Annotated in this window: 15 protein-coding genes and 1 riboswitch; of the genes, 9 read left to right on the forward strand and 6 right to left on the reverse strand. The window is 72.5% G+C overall.

The genetic code is table 11. The features are described 5' to 3' along the window. Positions 1–8: 8 nt before the first annotated feature. Positions 9–204: riboswitch (cobalamin riboswitch) on the reverse strand. A gap of 161 nt (positions 205–365) precedes the next feature. Further along, positions 366–1,730: a discoidin domain-containing protein gene (locus tag BMY19_RS03235; protein WP_100250813.1), complete on the forward strand. Its 1,365-nt coding sequence runs from the start codon at positions 366–368 to the stop codon at positions 1,728–1,730. 22 nt (positions 1,731–1,752) lie between these two features. Here the strand turns inward: BMY19_RS03235 and BMY19_RS03240 are convergent, their stop codons facing one another. The 4 genes from BMY19_RS03240 to secG form a co-directional block, all read right to left on the reverse strand. Next, on the reverse strand, positions 1,753–3,342 hold the full coding sequence (locus tag BMY19_RS03240; protein WP_100250814.1) for a S10 family peptidase: 1,590 nt from the start codon (positions 3,340–3,342) through the stop codon (positions 1,753–1,755). A 2-nt stretch (positions 3,343–3,344) separates the two neighbouring features. Continuing rightward, a complete protein-coding gene (locus tag BMY19_RS03245; protein WP_020094625.1) occupies positions 3,345–3,797 on the reverse strand; it encodes a DNA polymerase III subunit chi in 453 nt (150 codons plus the stop codon). A gap of 58 nt (positions 3,798–3,855) precedes the next feature. Then, complete coding sequence (locus BMY19_RS03250) at positions 3,856–5,484, reverse strand: CTP synthase (RefSeq protein ID WP_020094624.1); 1,629 nt, start codon at positions 5,482–5,484, stop codon at positions 3,856–3,858. Positions 5,485–5,640: 156 nt separating this feature from the next. Then, positions 5,641–6,075 (reverse strand): preprotein translocase subunit SecG, encoded by a 435-nt coding sequence (secG, locus tag BMY19_RS03255; protein ID WP_100250815.1) that lies wholly within the window; start codon positions 6,073–6,075, stop codon positions 5,641–5,643. Between the two features lie 305 nt (positions 6,076–6,380). Between secG and BMY19_RS03260 the strand changes: the two genes are divergently transcribed. Continuing rightward, on the forward strand, positions 6,381–6,839 hold the full coding sequence (locus tag BMY19_RS03260) for a nuclear transport factor 2 family protein (protein ID WP_100250816.1): 459 nt from the start codon (positions 6,381–6,383) through the stop codon (positions 6,837–6,839). 55 nt (positions 6,840–6,894) lie between these two features. Here BMY19_RS03260 and tpiA read toward each other — a convergent pair whose 3' ends face one another. Next, positions 6,895–7,656 (reverse strand): triose-phosphate isomerase, encoded by a 762-nt coding sequence (gene tpiA, locus BMY19_RS03265; RefSeq protein ID WP_020094621.1) that lies wholly within the window; start codon positions 7,654–7,656, stop codon positions 6,895–6,897. A gap of 186 nt (positions 7,657–7,842) precedes the next feature. Here tpiA and BMY19_RS03270 point away from each other — a divergent pair, with 186 nt between their 5' ends. From BMY19_RS03270 to glp, 7 genes are all read left to right on the forward strand, one after another. Then, the gene (locus BMY19_RS03270; RefSeq protein WP_100250817.1) at positions 7,843–9,744 is read left to right on the forward strand and encodes a peptidylprolyl isomerase; all 1,902 of its coding nucleotides are present in this window, start codon (positions 7,843–7,845) and stop codon (positions 9,742–9,744) included. Positions 9,745–9,747: 3 nt separating this feature from the next. Further along, entirely contained in the window at positions 9,748–11,268 is a 1,521-nt protein-coding gene (trpE, locus tag BMY19_RS03275; RefSeq protein WP_100250818.1) for an anthranilate synthase component I, read from the forward strand. Positions 11,269–11,362: 94 nt separating this feature from the next. Further along, a complete protein-coding gene (locus tag BMY19_RS03280; protein ID WP_042672235.1) occupies positions 11,363–11,977 on the forward strand; it encodes an anthranilate synthase component II in 615 nt (204 codons plus the stop codon). Positions 11,978–12,011: 34 nt separating this feature from the next. Continuing rightward, positions 12,012–13,049, forward strand: a complete 1,038-nt coding sequence (gene trpD / locus BMY19_RS03285; RefSeq protein WP_100250819.1) for an anthranilate phosphoribosyltransferase — start codon at positions 12,012–12,014, stop codon at positions 13,047–13,049. Beyond that, positions 13,046–13,933, forward strand: a complete 888-nt coding sequence (trpC, locus tag BMY19_RS03290) for an indole-3-glycerol phosphate synthase TrpC (RefSeq protein ID WP_056528117.1) — start codon at positions 13,046–13,048, stop codon at positions 13,931–13,933. Before trpD ends, trpC begins: the two co-directional genes overlap by 4 nt. 3 nt (positions 13,934–13,936) lie before the next feature. Then, the gene (moaC, locus tag BMY19_RS03295; protein WP_056528122.1) at positions 13,937–14,428 is read left to right on the forward strand and encodes a cyclic pyranopterin monophosphate synthase MoaC; all 492 of its coding nucleotides are present in this window, start codon (positions 13,937–13,939) and stop codon (positions 14,426–14,428) included. Further along, on the forward strand, positions 14,425–15,654 hold the full coding sequence (glp, locus tag BMY19_RS03300) for a molybdopterin molybdotransferase MoeA (protein WP_100250820.1): 1,230 nt from the start codon (positions 14,425–14,427) through the stop codon (positions 15,652–15,654). The genes moaC and glp overlap by 4 nt, the downstream gene beginning before the upstream one ends. Before the next feature lie 3 nt (positions 15,655–15,657). Here glp and BMY19_RS03305 read toward each other — a convergent pair whose 3' ends face one another. Beyond that, on the reverse strand, positions 15,658–17,442 hold the full coding sequence (locus BMY19_RS03305; protein WP_100250821.1) for a hypothetical protein: 1,785 nt from the start codon (positions 17,440–17,442) through the stop codon (positions 15,658–15,660). Positions 17,443–17,550 lie beyond the last annotated feature (108 nt).

Below are 17,550 nucleotides of genomic sequence, written 5' to 3' on the forward strand. Positions count from 1 at the left end.
GCGGCATTGCGGGATCCTGTCGCGACGGCAGGTCTCCTGGCTCGCGGCTCGGCGCGCCCACCGCCTTCCCGGATCGCTCCGGTGGCGCTTGGCGGGCGCTCGCCGCTCACAGTTGCGGGGGCAGCCGCGGAATCGGGGCTTCAAACCCCTCACCGCATTCCCTTTTCACCCCGTCTCCGGGGCACCGTCGCCCGGCCGTTGTAGACGCATGACCGCCGGGACACAACGGAGCGGCGCCGGATCGCGGCCGTTTCCCGCGCCCGCCCCGCGATCGGGGCGGGCTTGACGGCCGCGCCCCGGAGCGGGCACCGCCGCACCCGATACCCGCCCGGCCCCGGCGCGGGCGCTGAACTCTCGGAGACCCGATGGCCCCGACAGACGATCCGACCCCGGTTCTCGTCGATCTCGCGGCCGGCCGTGAGCCGCGGATCGTCTCCGATGCGGGCACGGGAACGACGTGGCTCGAGGTCGACCTCGGCGGCCGCTTCCCGATCCATTCCGTCGCCCTGCGGCCGGGGGAGGGGGCGGTTCCCGCGGAGCCTGGCGACGTCGCGGTGGCGGTCTCGCAGGACGGCGTGACGTGGGCCGAGCCGGACCTTGCCGGCTGGACCGCGACCCCGGACGCCCTCGTCGCCGCGATCGTCCCCGACGAGCGGGCCTGGGCGCGCGCGGTCCGGATCGCCGCGCCTGAACCGGCCCGGATCGCCGGCATCGGCATCCGCGCCGACGAGGCCGCGGTCGACCTGATCGCGCTGCGGGCGATGCTCGGCCTCGACGTGACGCTCCTGAACGAGACGCCCGGCGCCAACGTCTACGTCACCTACGCGCTCCAGTCGGCGCCCGACCGCGCCAGCCATGCCCTGGTCGGCCTGTCGCTGTTCGAGAACGGCGCCTTCGGCAACTGCCTCGTCCAGTACATCATCGCGGTGACGATCGCGAAGGCGCTCAACCTGAAATACATCAAGGTGCCCAAGGTCGACCGCAGCAAGGTGATCTTCCTGACCGAGCGGCTGACCTGCGACGGCCTCACCTTCATCCCGCCGGACGAGCCGCTGCCGGCGGACGGCTACTTCCTGTCGGGCCTGTACTTCGACCCGACGCAGTTCGAGCGCGTGACCGCGCTGCGGGGGCCGACGGATTCGCGCGCGATCGTGCAGAGCGTGATCCGGCCGCTGTTCAACGGCCTGCCGAAGAGCTTCCCGGTGAAGCCCGACGACCAGCTCCTGATCCACATCCGGTCGGGCGACATCTTCAGCACCTGGGTCGATCCGCACTATCCGCAGCCGCCCTTCGCGTTCTACCGGATGGTCATCGGCCGGCTCCTGGCCGAGGGCCGGATCCGCTCGGTCAAGCTCGTCTTCGAGAACAGGCTGAACCCGGTCATCGCCGAGGTGGAGGCGTACGCGGAGCGGCGCGGATTGCCGGTGGAGATCCAGAGCGAGTCGCTGATCTCCGACGTCGCGGCGCTCGTGAACGGCCGCTACCTCGTCTTCGGGCTGGGGACCTTCGGGCCGGGGATCTGCCACCTCTCGGACCACGTCGAGCAGGTCTTCTACTTCGCGTCGAACTGGCCGCAGGGCTTCCAGTCGATCCCCACCATCGGGAAGGTGGTCGAGGTCCGCGATCTCGAGGGCCGCTACATGAAGGTCGGCGAGTGGCAGAACACCGACGCGCAGCGCCGGACGATGGTGGATTACCCGGCCGAGGCCCTCGCCTTCGACGACGCGTGACCGGCGCGGTGGGCCTGAGGCGCTACGGCGCGGTCCTGAGATGCTCGGCGGGGGCTCCGGCCGGCCGGGTCGAGCCGGCGTCGCGCACCTTCAGGGCGTCCGTGTACATCCGCTCCACGTCCGTCCGGAAGGCGGCGCGCGAATCCGGACGCGTGTAGAACATGTGCCCGCCCGGATAGACCGCGAGGCTCAGGCGGCCGGCGGCGTAGGCCGGGACCTGCGCCAGCAGGAGCTTCGAGGCGAAGTAGGGCGTCACCAGGTCGGTGAAGCCGTGCGCCACGAGGACGCGCAGGTTCCCGTCGAGCGCCAGATCGCCCTTCAGGTTCGACAGGACCTCCGGGGCCTGCCGGCCCGAGCCCCAGTTCCAGCCGCGATTGACGGCGTTGTTCAGGAGCTCGTAGCGCATGTTGGTCACCGGCCATTTCAGCGTCCGCGCGTAGAGGTCGAGCATCGCGCTCGTCAGCGGTGCCTGGAGGGCGGTGAGCTGGGGATCCTCGAAGCTCGACTGGGCGGCGTCCGGGTTCGGGTCCCAGCCGGTGATGCCGGTGTCGTAGGCGCTGGTCACGCGCCCCTCGGCGCGGTCGATCTCGCGCTGGACGCTCCGGGTCGCGAGGCGCGCCGCCTGGGCACGCACCAGGGCGGGGTCGAGACCGACGAGGGGCGCGACCTTCTCGGTCATCCGGGCGACGGCGGCCGTGTCGCTCGGCCCCTTGAGCAGGTCGCTCAGGTACGGGCCCGAGGCGTAGGCCTCCGCGTCGCCGAGCAGGGTCGGCGTCGGCACCGTGCCGGCCCGCTCGAGCGCGCCGGCCGCCAGCGAGGGCAGCTTCAGCACGTAGCCCCACGGATTGGCCCGCGGCGTCTCCAGCCACGCGAAATCGAGCACCGGCGAGAGCAGCACCATGCCGGACAGGCCGACGCCGATCTCCTCCTGGAGCTTCTCGGCGATCAGCGGGCCGCGGAAGCCACCGTAGCTCTCGCCGACGAAGAATTTCGGGCTCGCCATGCGGTCGTTGACGCGCAGGTAGCGCGCGATGGTCGCCGCCAGGGTCGAGGCGTCGGAATCGATCGACCAGTAGGCCTTGCCGTTCCCGTCCGCGGCCCGGCTGTACCCGGTCCCCACGGGATCGAGGAAGATGAGGTCGGTGAAGCCGAGCCACGTCCCGTCGTTGGGCGTCAGCGTCACCGGCTGCGACGGGCTGATGCTGTCGCCGCCGACCGGCAGCCGCCAGGGCCCGATCGCCCCGATATTGAGATAGGCCGAGGCGGCGCCCGGGCCGCCATTGACCGCGAAAGTGACGGGACGCTCCCGGCCGGCCTGCGGCGCCATCGTGTAGGCGACGTAGGCGATCTCGGCCTGCAGCTTGCCCGCCTCGTCGACGAGGGGCAGGCTGCCGGCGGTGGCGGTGAAGTCGAGGGTCCGGCCGTCCGGCAGCGTCACGCTCTGCTTGGTCGTCGAATCGGGCGGCAGGCGGCGCCCCTCCGGGCCGCGCTGCGCCGGTTTGCTCTCCGCGGGATGGCCGTGCGGCGCGTCCTGGGCGAGGGCCACTGTGGGCGCTGCGAGGGCCAGGGCGAGGGCGAGCGCGGCGCGCCCGAGACGTGCGTGGGGGGCCATTATCAAGCCTTCTTGTTCCAGCGTCCGGACTCGTCCTGCTGCCAGTAGGCCACCGCGTGGCCGGCGTCCTTGGCCTGCTTCCACTGCTCGCGGGCGCGCAGCAGCGCGTCCTGGTCAGTCCCGTCGAACAGGATGCAGATCCGCTCGTACTGCCCGGCGTCGGGCGGCAGGTCGGCGCCCTCCACCAGGAAGCGGATCGAGGCGGTGTTGGGATTCACGTCCCGGAGCGTGAGCACCACCGGCTGGCTCGCGGCGTCGGGCTCGCGGTCGGTGCCGTGCGGCAGGAAGCTCTCGTCGGAATAAGTCCAGAGGTGGTCATCGAGCGCCTGCAGGCGCTCCTCGCTCGCCGCCTGGATCGCGGCCTGCCAGCCGCGGTCCAGCGAGCGCTCGACGAGGTTCGGCAGCACCTTCTCCAGGGGCTGCCGCTGCATGTGGTAGAAGAGGATCTCGGTCACGGCACCGAGGATATAGGGCCGCGGACCGCCGCGCGAGCAGCGGCGCGCCGCCGCGGCCTCAGACCAGGCGGCTCTGCTCGATCGCGGCGCCGACGAAGCCCTTGAACAGCGGGTGCGGCTCGAACGGGCGCGACTTCAGCTCCGGATGGAACTGCACGCCGATGAACCACGGGTGCCCGACATGCTCCACCGTCTCGGGCAACAGGCCGTCGGGGGACACGCCGGAGAAGCGCAGGCCCTTGGCCTCCAGCCGCTCGCGATAGGCCATGTTGACCTCGTAGCGGTGGCGGTGGCGCTCCGAGATCTGATCGGACCCGTAGATCTGGGCGATCTTGGACTCGGGGTCGAGCTTCGCCTCGTAGGCGCCGAGCCGCATCGTGCCGCCGAGATCGCCGGCCGCCGCGCGCCGCTCAAGCTCGTTGCCGCGCAGCCACTCGGTGAGCAGGCCGACCACCGGCTCGGCGGTGTCGCCGAACTCCGTGGAGTTGGCCTCCGGCATCCCGGCCAGCGAGCGGGCCGCCTCGATCACCGCCATCTGCATGCCGAAGCAGATGCCGAGATAGGGGATGCGCTTCTCGCGGGCGTAGCGGGCCGCGCGGATCTTGCCCTCGGCCCCGCGCTGGCCGAAGCCGCCCGGCACGAGGATCCCGTTGAGGCCTTCGAGGAAAGGCGCCGGATCCTCGCGCTCGAACACCTCGGCCTCGATCCACTCGAGATTGACCTTCACCCGGTGGCTGATGCCCCCGTGGGTCAGCGCCTCGGTCAGCGACTTGTAGGCGTCCTTCAGCCCCGTGTACTTACCCACGATGGCGATCGAGACCTCGCCCTCGGGATTGCGCACGCGCTCGGCGATGGTCTGCCAGCGGCCGAGATCCGGCTCCTCGCCGTGCTCCAGGCCGAAATGGCCGAGCACCTCCCGGTCGAGGCCCGCGGTCCGATAGGAGAGCGGCACCTCGTAGATCGAGGCCACGTCGAGGGCCTCGATGACCGCGGTCTGGCGGACGTTGCAGAACAGCGCGAGCTTGCGCCGCTCGTCCATCGGGATCGGCCGGTCGCAGCGGCAGAGCAGGATGTCGGGCTGGATGCCGATGGAGCGCAGCTCCTTCACGGAGTGCTGGGTCGGCTTGGTCTTCAGCTCGCCGGCGGACGGGATGTAGGGCAGCAGCGTCAGGTGGACATAGCAGCAGGTGCCCCGCGGCAGCTCCTGCCCGAGCTGCCGGATCGCCTCGAAGAACGGCAGGCCCTCGATGTCGCCGACCGTGCCGCCGATCTCCACCAGCACGAAGTCGAAGCTGTCGTTGCCGTCGAGGACGAAGTCCTTGATCGCGTTGGTGACGTGCGGGATCACCTGGATCGTGGCGCCGAGGTAGTCGCCGCGGCGCTCCTTGGCGATGATGTCCTGGTAGATCCGGCCCGTCGTGATGTTGTCGGCCCGGCTCGCCGGAACGCCGGTGAAGCGCTCGTAATGCCCGAGGTCGAGGTCGGTCTCGGCGCCGTCGTCGGTGACGAACACCTCGCCGTGCTGCGTCGGGCTCATCGTGCCCGGATCGACGTTCAGGTAGGGGTCGAGCTTGCGCATCCGGACCCGGTAGCCGCGGGCCTGGAGGACCGCCGCCAGGGCCGCCGAGGCGAGGCCCTTGCCGAGGGAGGAGACCACGCCGCCGGTGATGAAAACGTACCGCGTCATGGGCCTCGGTCCATAAAGAAGCTGCTGGCATTTGCCAAACGACGGAGGCCCCGGCCCGCGCATGGGCTGGGGATCGCGGAACGCATGGCGTGGACCGGCCAAGCGCCGGTCCGTCGGGACAAGGGTCGGACGCTGCGCCGCTCGCGGCGCGCGCCGTCAGCGCGACTGCGGCGCGTCCGGAACCGCCGGCTGGGCGGGGGCCGGCTGCGCGGGGGCCGGCTGGGCCGGGGCGTTCGCGGGCGCCCGGTCCTGCTGCTGGCGGAGCGTGTCGAGCAGGTTGTCGGCACCGGTCGGCTGCTTGGCCGGCTGGCCGGAGGTCTGCGGCGCGCCGGTTTCGAGGATCGACTTCGGCGCCGCCGAGCGGTGCGACAGGATCGCGAGGGTCAGGCTGGTCGCGAAGAACAGGGCCGCCAGGATCGCGGTAGCCCGCGTCAGAGCGTTGGCCTGGCCGCGGCCGGTCATGAACCCGCCGACGCCGCCACCGCCGCCACCGCCGCCGAGCCCGAGTCCGCCCTCGGAGCGCTGGAGCAGCACGACGCCGATCAGCGCGAGCACGATGATGAGGTGGACGACGATCAGGACGGTCTGCATCGGTGTTCCGGGATCTTCTTCAGCGCCGCGCGCCGGCAGCGGGCACCGGAAGACGAACGCACGAGGGCCGGGGCCCGCGATCGTCCACGAACCGCCCCGACGCACGGGCGTGCGGCGGGGGCTTCGGGGGACGCTTCGGGCGGACCGGCCGGAATTCGGCGACGGCATACACCACCGGTCGCCCGCCGCCAACCTGACGCGCGCGGCCGACTGTCCGCTCCGACCCTCGCCTTCGTCGGCGCACCGTGCTCTCTGCCGGGGCAGGGCGGCCGACCGAACGCGCCGCCCGGTCCGGGAGGCAAGCCATGTCCGTGTCACGCCGTGCGGCGCTCGCCGCCGCCATCGCCGCACCCGTCCTGATCCGCCCGGGCTCCGGCTCCGCGGCCGGAACCGATGCCTCCGGCCGGGGCGCCGCGGTCGAGCAGGCGGTCGACGCCCTCACCAAGGCTCTCCTCGCCGCCGACGGTCCGGCCCTCGACGCCCTGACCCTCGACGGGCTGAGCTACGGCCATTCCAGCGGTCAGGTGCAGGACAAGGCGGCCTTCATCGAGACGCTGACCAGCAAGCGCTCGACCTTCCCGAGCATCACCCTGTCGGACCGCTCCGTCTCGGTGGTCGGCGACGACGCCATCGCGCGCCACGTCTTCACCGGCGAGGTGGTCTCGGGCGGCAAGACGTCGCCGGTCTATATCGGCGTGATGCAGGTCTGGCACAGCGACGGCGGCCGCTGGCGGCTGCTCGCCCGGCAGGCCTTCAAGATCTGACGGTCGCGCGGCGCGTCTGTCGCGCCGCGCCCAGCCAGGCTTCGCGGGCCCGCGCTCAGGCGTAGGCGGCGCAGATCCCCAGGAAGTCCTCCGCCACGAGGCTCGCGCCGCCCACGAGCGCGCCGTCGACGTTGTCCACCGACAGGAGTTCCTTGGCGTTCCCGGGCTTCACCGAGCCGCCGTAGAGGATGCGGATCTTCTGCGCCTCGTCGCCGACGAGCTTGTCGAGCATCTCCCGCAGGGAGGCGTGGACCTCGGCGATGTCGCGCGGCGTCGGCGTCCGCCCGGAGCCGATCGCCCAGACCGGCTCGTAGGCGATCACCGTGTCGGCCGCCGTCGCGCCCTTCGGCAGGCCGATGGCGAGCTGGGCGCGGACGATGTCGAGGGCGCGGCCCTGCTCGCGCTCCTCGATGGTCTCGCCGACGCAGACGATGCCGCACAGGCCGGCGCGGCGGGCGCCCAGCGCCTTGGCGTGGACCCCGTCGTCGGTCTCGTGATGGTAGGCCCGGCGCTCGGAATGGCCGACGATCACGTACTTGGCGCCGAGATCGGCGAGCATCTCGGCCGAGATCGAGCCCGTGAAGGCGCCGCTCGGCCGGGCGTGCAGGTTCTGGCCGCCGATCGCGATCGGCGACCCGGCCGCCGCCGCCACGCAGGATCCAATCAGCGTCGCAGGCGGGCAGATCAGCACGTCGATGCGCGACGCGAGGTCCGGCGAGAGCCCGTCGCGAATCGCCTCGACAACCTGGATGGATGCCCGGGTCCCGTTCATCTTCCAGTTGCCGGCGACAAGCGGCTTGCGCCCAGACTGCGTCATTCCTGCCCTCGCTCCGCCGCGGCTTTCTCGAAGTCGCCGGGGCCTACCAGAGCGAGCTTGAGCGTGCAAACGGCCGGGACCGCCCGAGCCTTTGCCTGTGGACGCGAATGGTCTATCGCGGTCGGCTCTCAGGGACAGCGCCGGTCCGGTGACGGGGCGGCTGCCGAAGGTACTCGATCACAGACCATGCTTCAGGGCATCCGCAACGCCAGCCAGCACTGGCTCGGCAAGATCGTCTTGACGATCATCTTCACGCTGCTGATCGCCGGTGTCGGCATCTTCGGGGTGGAGGAGTTCTTCCGCGGCGGCGCGAGCAACAAGGTGGCCACGGTCGGCAGCACGCCGATCACGGCCGAGCAGGTGCGCCAAGCCTACCAGAACCAGCTGCAGCGCTATCAGACCCAGCTGAAGCGTCCGCTGACGCCCGACCAGGCGCGGATGCTCGGCCTGGACCGGCAGGTGATGTCCCAGCTGATCACCGAGGCCGCCCTCGATCAGAAGACCCATGATCTCGGCCTCACGGTGCCGGATTCCTCGGTGATCAAGGCGATCCACGAGGAGAAGAGCTTCCAGAACCAGCAGGGTCAGTTCGAGCCGCAGCTCTTCTACCAGACCCTGCAGCGCGCCGGCCTCAACGAGGGTCTGTTCGTGCGCGAGCAGCGCTCGGTGATCGCCCGCCTCCAGCTGGCCGAGGCGGTGTCGTCGGACCTGCACGTGCCGCTCGCCATGCGGGAGGCCGTCCATCGCTACACCACCGAGCGCCGCGCGGCCGCCTACCTGATGCTGACGCCCTCGGTGGCCGGCCAGATCCCCGAGCCGACGGACGACGAGTTGAAGACCTGGTACGAGGCCAACAAGTCCGGCTTCCGGGCGCCGGAGTTCCGGGCGGCCAACCTCCTCGTGGTCGAGCCCGAAGCGATGGCGAAGCCCGACGCGATCACCGAGGCTGACGCCCGCGCCGCCTACGCGCTGAACAAGGACCGCTACGGCACGCCCGAGAAGCGCACGATCCAGCAGATCGTGTTCCCCGACGCGGCCGCCGCCGAGGCGGCCCGCAAGGCGATCACGGACGGCTCCAAGACCTTCGACGCAGTGGCGGCCGAGCGCGGCACCGACGAGAAGGACCTGACCCTCGGCACGCTGACCAAGAGCGAGCTGTTCGACAAGGCCGTCGCCGACGCCGCCTTCGCGCTGCCCGAGGGCGGCGTGAGCCAGCCGGTCCAGGGCCGGTTCGGCACCGTGCTGCTGCGCGTGACCAAGATCGAGGCCGGGACGGTGAAGCCGTTCGAGGCGGTGGACGGCGAGATCCGCAAGGCCCTCGCCCTGGCCCGCGCCCGCGACGCCATGGAGACCACCCGCGACGCGATCGAGGACCAGCGGGCCGGCGCCAAGCCGCTGGCCGACATCGCGGCCGAGCGCGGCCTCAAGGTCGTCGCCGTGAAGGCGGTGGACGTGAACGGCAAGGGACCGGACGGGCAGCGGATCACCGACATCCCGGACCCCGAGACCACCCTGCCGGCCCTGTTCCGCGCCGAGATCGGCGGCGACAACGAGCCCCTGCGGACCAAGACCGGCGGCTACGTCTGGTACGACGTCACCGGGATCGACGCCGCCCACGACAAGCCCCTCGACGAGGTCAAGGACGGCGTGAAGGCCGGCTGGACCGCGACCGAGATCGCCAAGCGCCTCCAGGCCAAGGGCCGCGAGCTCGTCGAGAAGATCAACAAGGGCGAGACCATGGAGGCCGCCGCCCAGGAGGTCGGCGTCAACCTGCAGGAGGCGCAGGATCTCGCCCGCAACCAGGCCAAGGACATGCTCACGGCCGACGTCGTGAACCTGATCTTCGCGACCCCGGTGGGCAAGGCCGGCACGGCGGCTGCCGGCGATTCGCGGGCGGTCTTCAAGGTCACGGCGGCGACGGTGCCGGCCTTCGTGGCCGACAGCCCGAGCGACAAGCAGATCACGCAGAGCTTCCAGGCGGCGCTCGCCGACGACGTGCTGTCCGAGTACATCAGCGAGGTCCAGAAGAACGCCAGCGTGAAGGTCGATCCGGCCGCCCTGCGGCGCGCCATCGGCGGCGAGTACTGAGGCATGGCCGACGCGCCCGATTACGCGGCCTTCGCGGCGCGCTACGAGGCCGGGCAGCCGAGCCTCGTGGCGGTGAGCCTCGTCGCCGATCTCGAGACGCCGGTGGCGGCGTTCCTCAAGCTGCGCGCCGGCCATGCCGGGCCGGCCTTCCTGCTCGAATCGGTCGAGGGCGGCGCCGTCCGCGGCCGGTACTCGATGATCGGCCTCGATCCGGACCTGATCTGGCGCTGCCGGGCGGGCGCGCCCGCGATCGCGCGCGGGGCCGATCTCACGCGGTTCGAGCCGGATTCGCGGGCGCCGCTGGCGAGCCTGCGGGCCCTGATCGCCGAGAGCGCCATCGGCGAGTCGGACGGCCAGGACCTGCCGCCGATGGCCGCCGGCCTGTTCGGCTATCTCGGCTACGACATGGTCCGCGCCATGGAGCGGCTGCCGGAGCCGAACCCGGATCCGCTGGGCGTGCCGGACGCGATCCTGGTGCGCCCCCGGGTGATGGTGGTGTTCGATTCGATCCGCGACGTCATCACGGTCGTCTCGCCGATCCGGCCCGCTCCCGGCACCGCGGCCCGGGCCGCCCACGAGGACGCGCTGCAGCGCGTCGACCGGGTCGCCGCCGCCCTCGAGGGCCCGCTGCCGATCGAGGCGCGAGTGGACCTGTCGGCGGTCGCCCCGCCCGAGCCGGTCTCGAACACGCCGCCGGACGATTTCTTCGCCATGGTGGCGCGCGCCAAGGAGTACATCGTCGCGGGCGACGTCTTCCAGGTGGTGCTGTCCCAGCGGTTCTCGGCGCCGTTCACGCTGCCGGCCTTCAGCCTGTACCGCTCGCTCCGGCGGACCAACCCGGCGCCGTTCCTGTGCTACCTCGATTTCGAGGGCTTCCAGATCGTCTGCTCCTCGCCGGAGATCCTGGTGCGGGTGCGCGACGGCGTGGTCACGGTCCGCCCGATCGCGGGCACGCGTCGCCGCGGCGCGACCCCGGCCGAGGATTCCGCCCTCGCCGACGAGCTGCTCGCCGACCCGAAGGAGCGGGCCGAGCACCTGATGCTGCTCGACCTCGGCCGCAACGACGCCGGCCGGGTCTCGCGGATCGGCAGCGTCCGCGTGACCGACTCGTTCTTCATCGAGCGCTACAGCCAGGTCATGCACATCGTGTCGAACGTCGAGGGCGACCTCGACCCGCGCCACGATCCCCTGGACGCCCTGGCTGCGGGATTCCCGGCCGGCACGGTCTCGGGCGCCCCGAAGGTGCGGGCCATGGAGATCATCGACGAGCTGGAGCGCGAGAAGCGCGGGCCGTACGCGGGCTGCATCGGCTATTTCGGCGCGCGGGGCGAGATGGACACCTGCATCGTCCTGCGCACCGCGGTGGTGAAGGACGGGACCATGCACGTCCAGGCCGGGGCCGGGATCGTCTACGATTCCGATCCCGCCTCCGAGCAGCAGGAATGCGTCAACAAGGCCAAGGCGCTGTTCCGGGCCGCCGAGGAGGCGGTGCGCTTCGCCGCCCAGGCGAAGCGCGGCCAGTAGGGCGGACGCGCGGCTGCGCCGCCGTCCGACGCCGACGGTTGACCGCGCGGGTGCGAGCGGTCACATCGCCTGCATGCCCGAACGTGCCGCCGCGATGCCCAACGTCCTCGTCATCGACAACTACGATTCCTTCACGTGGAATCTCGTGCATCTGATCGGGCCGCTCTGCGGCGCGGTCGAGGTCGCGCGCAACGACGCGCTCACGATCGCCGACATCCGCGCCAAGGCGCCCGACGCGATCGTGCTGTCGCCGGGGCCGTGCACGCCCACGGAGGCGGGGATCTGCCTCGACGTGGTCCGCGACCTGTCCGAGGAGATCCCGATCTTCGGCGTGTGCCTCGGCCTCCAGGCGATCGGCCAGGCCTTCGGCGGCGACGTCGTGCGGGCGCCGCTGCCGCTCCACGGCAAGGTCTCGACCATCCGGCACGGCGCGCGCGGCCTGTTCCGCGGCCTCAACGACAGTTTCGAGGCGACGCGCTACCACTCCCTGGTGGTCGACCGCGCGACCTGCCCGACGGCCCTGCGGGTCACCGCCGAGGCCGACGGCCTGATCATGGGCCTGGAGCACGCCGACCGGCCGCTCCACGGCGTCCAGTTCCATCCCGAGAGCATCCGGTCGCAGCACGGCACGGAGATCGTGAAGAACTTCCTCGATCTCGCCGCCGCCTGGAACACGGCGCGTGACAGGACGCGTGCCGACGTGCATTGACGCCGGGGGCCGGGGCGGCCCTCCGTAAGAACCCATGGACAGCTTCAGACCCCATCTCGCGAAGGTCGCCGGGGGCCTCGCCCTCGACCGCGCCGAGGCCCGCGCCGCCTTCGACGACCTGCTGTCGGGCGAGGTCACGCCGGTCCAGGCCGGCGCCTTCCTGACCGCCCTCAAGGTGCGCGGCGAGACCGTCGAGGAGATCGTCGGCGCCGCCGAGGCCATGCGGGCGCGCATGACCCGCGTCGCGGCGCCCGCGAACGCCGTCGACGTCGTCGGCACCGGCGGCGACCATTCCGGCAGCGTCAACGTCTCCACTCTGGCGGCGATCGTCGTGGCCGCCTGCGGCGTGCCGGTGGCCAAGCACGGGAACCGGGCGGCGACCTCGCGCTCCGGCGCCGCCGACGTGCTCGCGGCCCTGGGCGTGCGGCTCGGGCTCGACCCCGCCGCGCAGGCCCGCTGCCTCGCCGAGGCCGGACTCTGCTTCCTGTTCGCGCAGGCCCACCACCCGGCGATGCGCCACGTCGCGGCGGTCCGGTCCGAACTGCCCGTGCGGACGATCTTCAACCTGCTGGGGCCGCTGAGCAACCCGGCCGGCGTCGGCTATCAGCTCTTCGGCGTCGCCCAGGAGGCGCTCGCGGAGCCGCTGACTCGGGTCCTGGCCGAGCTTGGCAGCCGCCGGGTCTGGACCGTCCACGGGTCCGACGGGCTCGACGAGATCACCGTCACGGGCCCGACGCGGGTGGTCGCCCTCGACGAGGGGCGGCTATCCCACTTCACCATCGACCCGCGCGACTTCGGTCTGGCGCTGCGCGCGCCCGAGGAGCTGCGCGGCGGCGACCCGGCCGACAACGCGCGGTCCCTGGAGGCCGTCCTGGCGGGGGCGCGGAACGCCTACCGGGACATCGCGGTCCTCAACGCGGGGGCGGCGCTCGTGGTCGCGGGCGCCGCGGAGGCCCTGGCGGACGGCGTCGCGCGGGCGCAGGATGCCGTCGATTCCGGGGCCGCCCGGGCGACGCTCGCCCGCCTCGTCCGGGCCTCGAACGACCACTCCAACGGGCAGGAGGGCCGATGAGCTCGCTGACGCACGAGGCGACCCCGGAGACCGGCGCCGGGACGCCGACCGAGCGGCCGAACGTCCTCGCCCGCATCGAGGCCTACAAGCGCCGCGAGATCGCCGAGGCGAAGCTGCGCGTGCCGCTGGCCAAGCTGGAGCGGAAGGTCGCGCAGGCGGAGCCGGTGCGCGGCTTCGCGGCGGCGATCCGAAGCCATCTCGCCGCGGACCGCCCGGCGCTCATCGCCGAGGTGAAGAAGGCCTCGCCCTCGAAGGGCCTGATCCGCGCCGATTTCGACCCGGCAAGCCTCGCCGCCGCCTACGAGGCCGGCGGCGCCACCTGCCTGTCGGTGCTGACCGACGAGCCCTCGTTCCAGGGGCGGCCGGAGTACCTGACGGCGGCGCGCGCCGCCTGCGCGTTGCCCGTCCTGCGCAAGGATTTCCTGTTCGAGCCCTATCAAGTCTACGAGGCCCGGGCCTGGGGCGCCGACTGCATCCTGGTCATCATGGCCTGCCTCGACGACGACGAGGCCGTCGCCCTGGTGGAGACGGCGCACCTCCTCGGGATGGACGTCCTGGTCGAGGTGCACGACGAGGCCGAGCTGGCGCGGGCGATCCCCCTCGGCACGGCGCTGATCGGCATCAACAACCGCAACCTTAAGACCTTCGAGGTCTCGTTCGAGACCGCGATCCGCCTGGCGCCGGGGATCCCGGCGGACCGGATCGCCGTGGCCGAGAGCGGCATCGGCGACCACGCCGACGTGGTCCGGCTGCGGGACAACGGCCTCGGCGTGGTGCTGGTCGGCGAGAGCCTGATGCGGCAGCCGGACGTCGCGGAGGCGGCCCGCGCCCTGCTGTTCGGCGCCGCGGAGGCCAAGGGCGGCAAGCCGCGGAAGAAGGCGTAAGGCATGCGGCCGGGCTCGACGCTGACCCATCTCGACACCAGCGGCGCGGCCAACATGGTCGACGTCACCGACAAGCCCGCCACCGACCGGACGGCCCGGGCGGAAGGCCAGATCGTGATGAGGCCGGAGACCCTGGCCCTGATCCGCGAGGGCGACGCCAAGAAGGGCGACGTGATCGGCACGGCCAGGCTCGCCGGCATCATGGCGGCCAAGCGCACCCACGAGCTGATCCCGCTCTGCCACCCGCTGCTGCTGTCGAAGGTGCGGGTCGAGTGCGAGCCCGACGACGCGCTCCCGGGCCTGCGCATCGCCGCCGAGGTCCGGGTCCAGGGCCCGACCGGCGTCGAGATGGAGGCGCTGACCGCCGTCTCGGTGGCGTGCCTGACGGTCTACGACATGGTGAAGGCGGTCGATCGCGGCATGCGGATCGAGGGGATCCGGCTGACCGCCAAGGACGGGGGCCGCTCGGGCACTTACCGGGCCCCGGCGGAATGAGCGGCCTGATCCCGGTCGCCGAGGCGCTGGCGCGGGTGCTCGCGAGCGTCGCCGCGCCGGTCGAGCCGGAGACCGTCCCGCTGGCGCAGGCCTGCGGCCGGACGCTCGCCGCGGACGTCGTCGCCTCACGGACCCAGCCGCCGTTCCCGGCCTCTGCCATGGACGGCTACGCCGTGCGCGGCGCCGACGCCGGGGAGGTCGGGGCGACCCTGCGGCTGATCGGCGCCAGCGCGGCCGGTCACGGCTTCTCCGGCCGCATCGGCCCGGGCGAGGCGGTCCGGATCTTCACCGGGGCGCCGGTGCCGGAGGGCGCGGACGCGATCCTGATCCAGGAGAACGCCGCCGCCGAGGCGGGCGCGGTGCGCGTCCTGGAGCCCGTGGAGACGGCGCGGTTCATCCGCCGGGCCGGCCTCGACTTCACCGCCGGCGAGACCCTGATCCCGGCCGGCATGAGCCTCGATGCGCGGCGGCTGGCGCTCGCCGCGGCGGCCGGTCATCCGCGCCTCCCGGTCCGCCGCCGGCCGCGCGTCGCGATCCTCGCCACCGGTGACGAGCTGGTGGAGGCGGGCGCGACGCCCGGCTGGGACCAGATCGTCGCCTCCAACAGCCTCGCGCTCGGTGCCCTCGCCGCCGAGGCGGGCGCCGACATCGTCGATCTCGGCATCGCGGGGGACGACCACGACGCCCTGGCGGACGCGTTCCGTCGCGCCCGCGCGGCGCGGGCCGACCTGCTGATCACCCTCGGAGGCGCCTCCGTCGGCGACCACGATCTGGTTCAGGCCGCCCTCGCCAAGGAGGGGTTGGAGCTCGGCTTCTGGAGGGTCGCCCTCCGGCCGGGCAAGCCGCTGATGCACGGCCGCCTCGGCGACATGCTGGTCATCGGCCTGCCGGGCAATCCGGTCTCGTCCATCGTGTGCGGGCTCCTGTTCGTGGTGCCCGCCATCCGCGCGCTCCAGGGTGATCCGCGGGCCGGTGCCGACCGGAGCGAGCCGGCGACGCTCGGCCGCGACATGCCGGAGAATGACGGCCGGGCCGACTACATGCGGGCGAGCCTCGCCCTCGAGCCCGACCGTCTACCGGTCGCGACCGCCGAGCGGCGTCAGGACTCGTCGATGCTCGCCGTCCTCGGACGGTCCGAAGCCCTGCTGATCCGCGCCCCGCACGCGCCGGCCGCGCGCGCCGGCGATCCCTGCCGGATCATCCGCCTCGATCGGCGCCTGCTCTGATCGTCAGGGCGCGACGCGCCAGACCTTGAGGGGACCGGGCACGTCCAGCGGCACCAGGCGCGCGCTCCCGGCCGCGCCCGCGGCGAGCCGCGTGGCGAACGCCGTCTCCGCCTGAAGGTTCTCGGCCGGCCGGGCCGGGCAGGCGACGAGGTAGCGGACGTCGAACGCCGTCAGCACCCGGTCGAGGTCGGCCTCGGTGCCGCCCAGCCCCTCGATCGCCGCTTTGAGGCCGGGAATGGCCCGGTGATAGGGCGCGGCAACGATCCTGTGCGGGGTGCGGAGGAGGATCGACGGCCCCATGAAGATCGGGGCGAGCACGGTGCCTTCCGGCAGGTGCGCCAGGGGGCGGACCGCGGCGTCGCCGAGGCAGGCATTCGTCTTGGCCGCGTCGGGCGCGGTGCGCAGGCCGGGCGCGAGGGTCTCCGCCAGGAGCGCCGGGATCATCCAGAGGCTGCTGACCATCGCGGCGCCGAGCAGCGCGACGGGCCAGCGCCGCGCCCCGGCCGGCAGGGCTGCCCGTGCCAGCGCGCGGTCGAGGACCACGCCCGCCACCAGCGGCACGAAGCCGGAGACGATGTAGAGTCCGCGGAACTGCGCGACGCCGAGGATCAGCCCCGGCCACAGGAACAGCGCGACCACCGACCAGGCCCGGCGTTCGGGGCCGCGCCACACCATCCCGGCGGCCGTGAGACTCGCGAGGATCACGACCGGGTAGAAGACCAGCGCCTCCCACTGGCCGCGGGCCACGAACTTCACCAGCGGCGCCATCTCGTTGACCGTGAGCAGCCAGTGGATCCGCACCAGCGGCGGCATGTCGGGGAACGGGCCGCCGAGGCAGGACGGGAAGGCGGCGGCGAACCCGACGAGCAAGACGCTTCCTACGAAGCCTGCGAGGGCGAGGCGCGCCGGAACCGTCGCGAGGCGCTCGCCCGCACCGGCGGCGATCGCGGCGAGGGTGAGGCCGCCCAGGGTGAGCCAGAGCCAGGGTGGCGAGAGCGCGTCGCAGTGGGAGACACCCCAGAGGGAGGGGGCCGTCTGGACAGCGAACAGCGCGGGGGCGGCGAGGCCGAGACCCATGCCGAAGCCCGCGAGCGACGCCAGCGCGGGCCGTCCGCGCAGGCACCAGTCGCCCGTGAGGAAGAGGGCCGCCAGCGCGACGAAGGGCAGGCCCTCGAGCCCGATCGCCAGCGACACGGCCGCCAGGATCCCGCTGATCAGGCCGGGTCGCAGGCCGCCGCGGATCATGCAGAAGGCGAGACCGAGGATCGAGAGAATCTGCAGATTGTGGTGGTCCACCCGCCCCGCCTGGAACTGGATCGTCACACCGAAGGTCTGCGTGGCCGCGATCACGGCCAGGAGCGCGGCACGGCTGCCGAAGCTGTGCCGGACGCCGCGATACAGGAGCCAGCCGTAGAGCCCGAAGAGCAACACGGGCCAGAGTGCCGCCGTCAGGCCCTCGGCGAGCGCGGGGCCCGTCAGGGGCGTGAGCGCCAGGATCAGGCCGGCGATGGGCGCGTCGACGAGGCGCGACCAGTGGCTCGGCACGCCGCCCGGGGGCAGGAATCGGTACTGGACGTTGTCGTACCAGCCCTGGCCGGCCAGCAGGTCGCGGACTTCCACGAGGCGCATCGCGTCGTCGGTATCCGGGACGCGCAGGTGCTGGACGGTTTCCCAAACCGCGTGGGGCGCGTTCATCGTCGCGATGCACAGGGCGGCGAGGATCCACAGCAGCGTGAGGGCCTCGATCCGCCCGCGCGGTCGGGAGAGGGGTAGCGCCGGAGCCGGCATGGTTGGTGGATCACCCGGGCGGGCGGTCGATGCCCTCGCCGGCATGCTCGCGCGGTTCCGCTTAACGCGCGGTCAAAGGGCACCGGATGCGCGGCCCGGCCGTCGAGC

This window comes from Methylobacterium sp. UNC300MFChir4.1 (assembly GCF_900110155.1).
Taxonomy (GTDB): domain Bacteria; phylum Pseudomonadota; class Alphaproteobacteria; order Rhizobiales; family Beijerinckiaceae; genus Methylobacterium.

Excerpts from the sequence above, each read along its gene's own strand:
- glp (WP_100250820.1), top strand. The coding sequence starts at position 14,425 with ATGAGCGGCCTGATCCCGGTCGCCGAGGCGCTGGCGCGGGTGCTCGCG.
- secG (WP_100250815.1), bottom strand. The coding sequence starts at position 6,075 with ATGCAGACCGTCCTGATCGTCGTCCACCTCATCATCGTGCTCGCGCTG.
- trpE (WP_100250818.1), top strand. The coding sequence starts at position 9,748 with ATGGCCGACGCGCCCGATTACGCGGCCTTCGCGGCGCGCTACGAGGCC.
- tpiA (WP_020094621.1), bottom strand. The coding sequence starts at position 7,656 with ATGACGCAGTCTGGGCGCAAGCCGCTTGTCGCCGGCAACTGGAAGATG.
- trpC (WP_056528117.1), top strand. The coding sequence starts at position 13,046 with ATGAGCTCGCTGACGCACGAGGCGACCCCGGAGACCGGCGCCGGGACG.
- BMY19_RS03250 (WP_020094624.1), bottom strand. The coding sequence starts at position 5,484 with ATGACGCGGTACGTTTTCATCACCGGCGGCGTGGTCTCCTCCCTCGGC.
- BMY19_RS03235 (WP_100250813.1), top strand. The coding sequence starts at position 366 with ATGGCCCCGACAGACGATCCGACCCCGGTTCTCGTCGATCTCGCGGCC.
- BMY19_RS03305 (WP_100250821.1), bottom strand. The coding sequence starts at position 17,442 with ATGCCGGCTCCGGCGCTACCCCTCTCCCGACCGCGCGGGCGGATCGAG.
- BMY19_RS03270 (WP_100250817.1), top strand. The coding sequence starts at position 7,843 with ATGCTTCAGGGCATCCGCAACGCCAGCCAGCACTGGCTCGGCAAGATC.
- BMY19_RS03240 (WP_100250814.1), bottom strand. The coding sequence starts at position 3,342 with ATGGCCCCCCACGCACGTCTCGGGCGCGCCGCGCTCGCCCTCGCCCTG.
- BMY19_RS03260 (WP_100250816.1), top strand. The coding sequence starts at position 6,381 with ATGTCCGTGTCACGCCGTGCGGCGCTCGCCGCCGCCATCGCCGCACCC.
- moaC (WP_056528122.1), top strand. The coding sequence starts at position 13,937 with ATGCGGCCGGGCTCGACGCTGACCCATCTCGACACCAGCGGCGCGGCC.
- BMY19_RS03280 (WP_042672235.1), top strand. The coding sequence starts at position 11,363 with ATGCCCAACGTCCTCGTCATCGACAACTACGATTCCTTCACGTGGAAT.
- trpD (WP_100250819.1), top strand. The coding sequence starts at position 12,012 with ATGGACAGCTTCAGACCCCATCTCGCGAAGGTCGCCGGGGGCCTCGCC.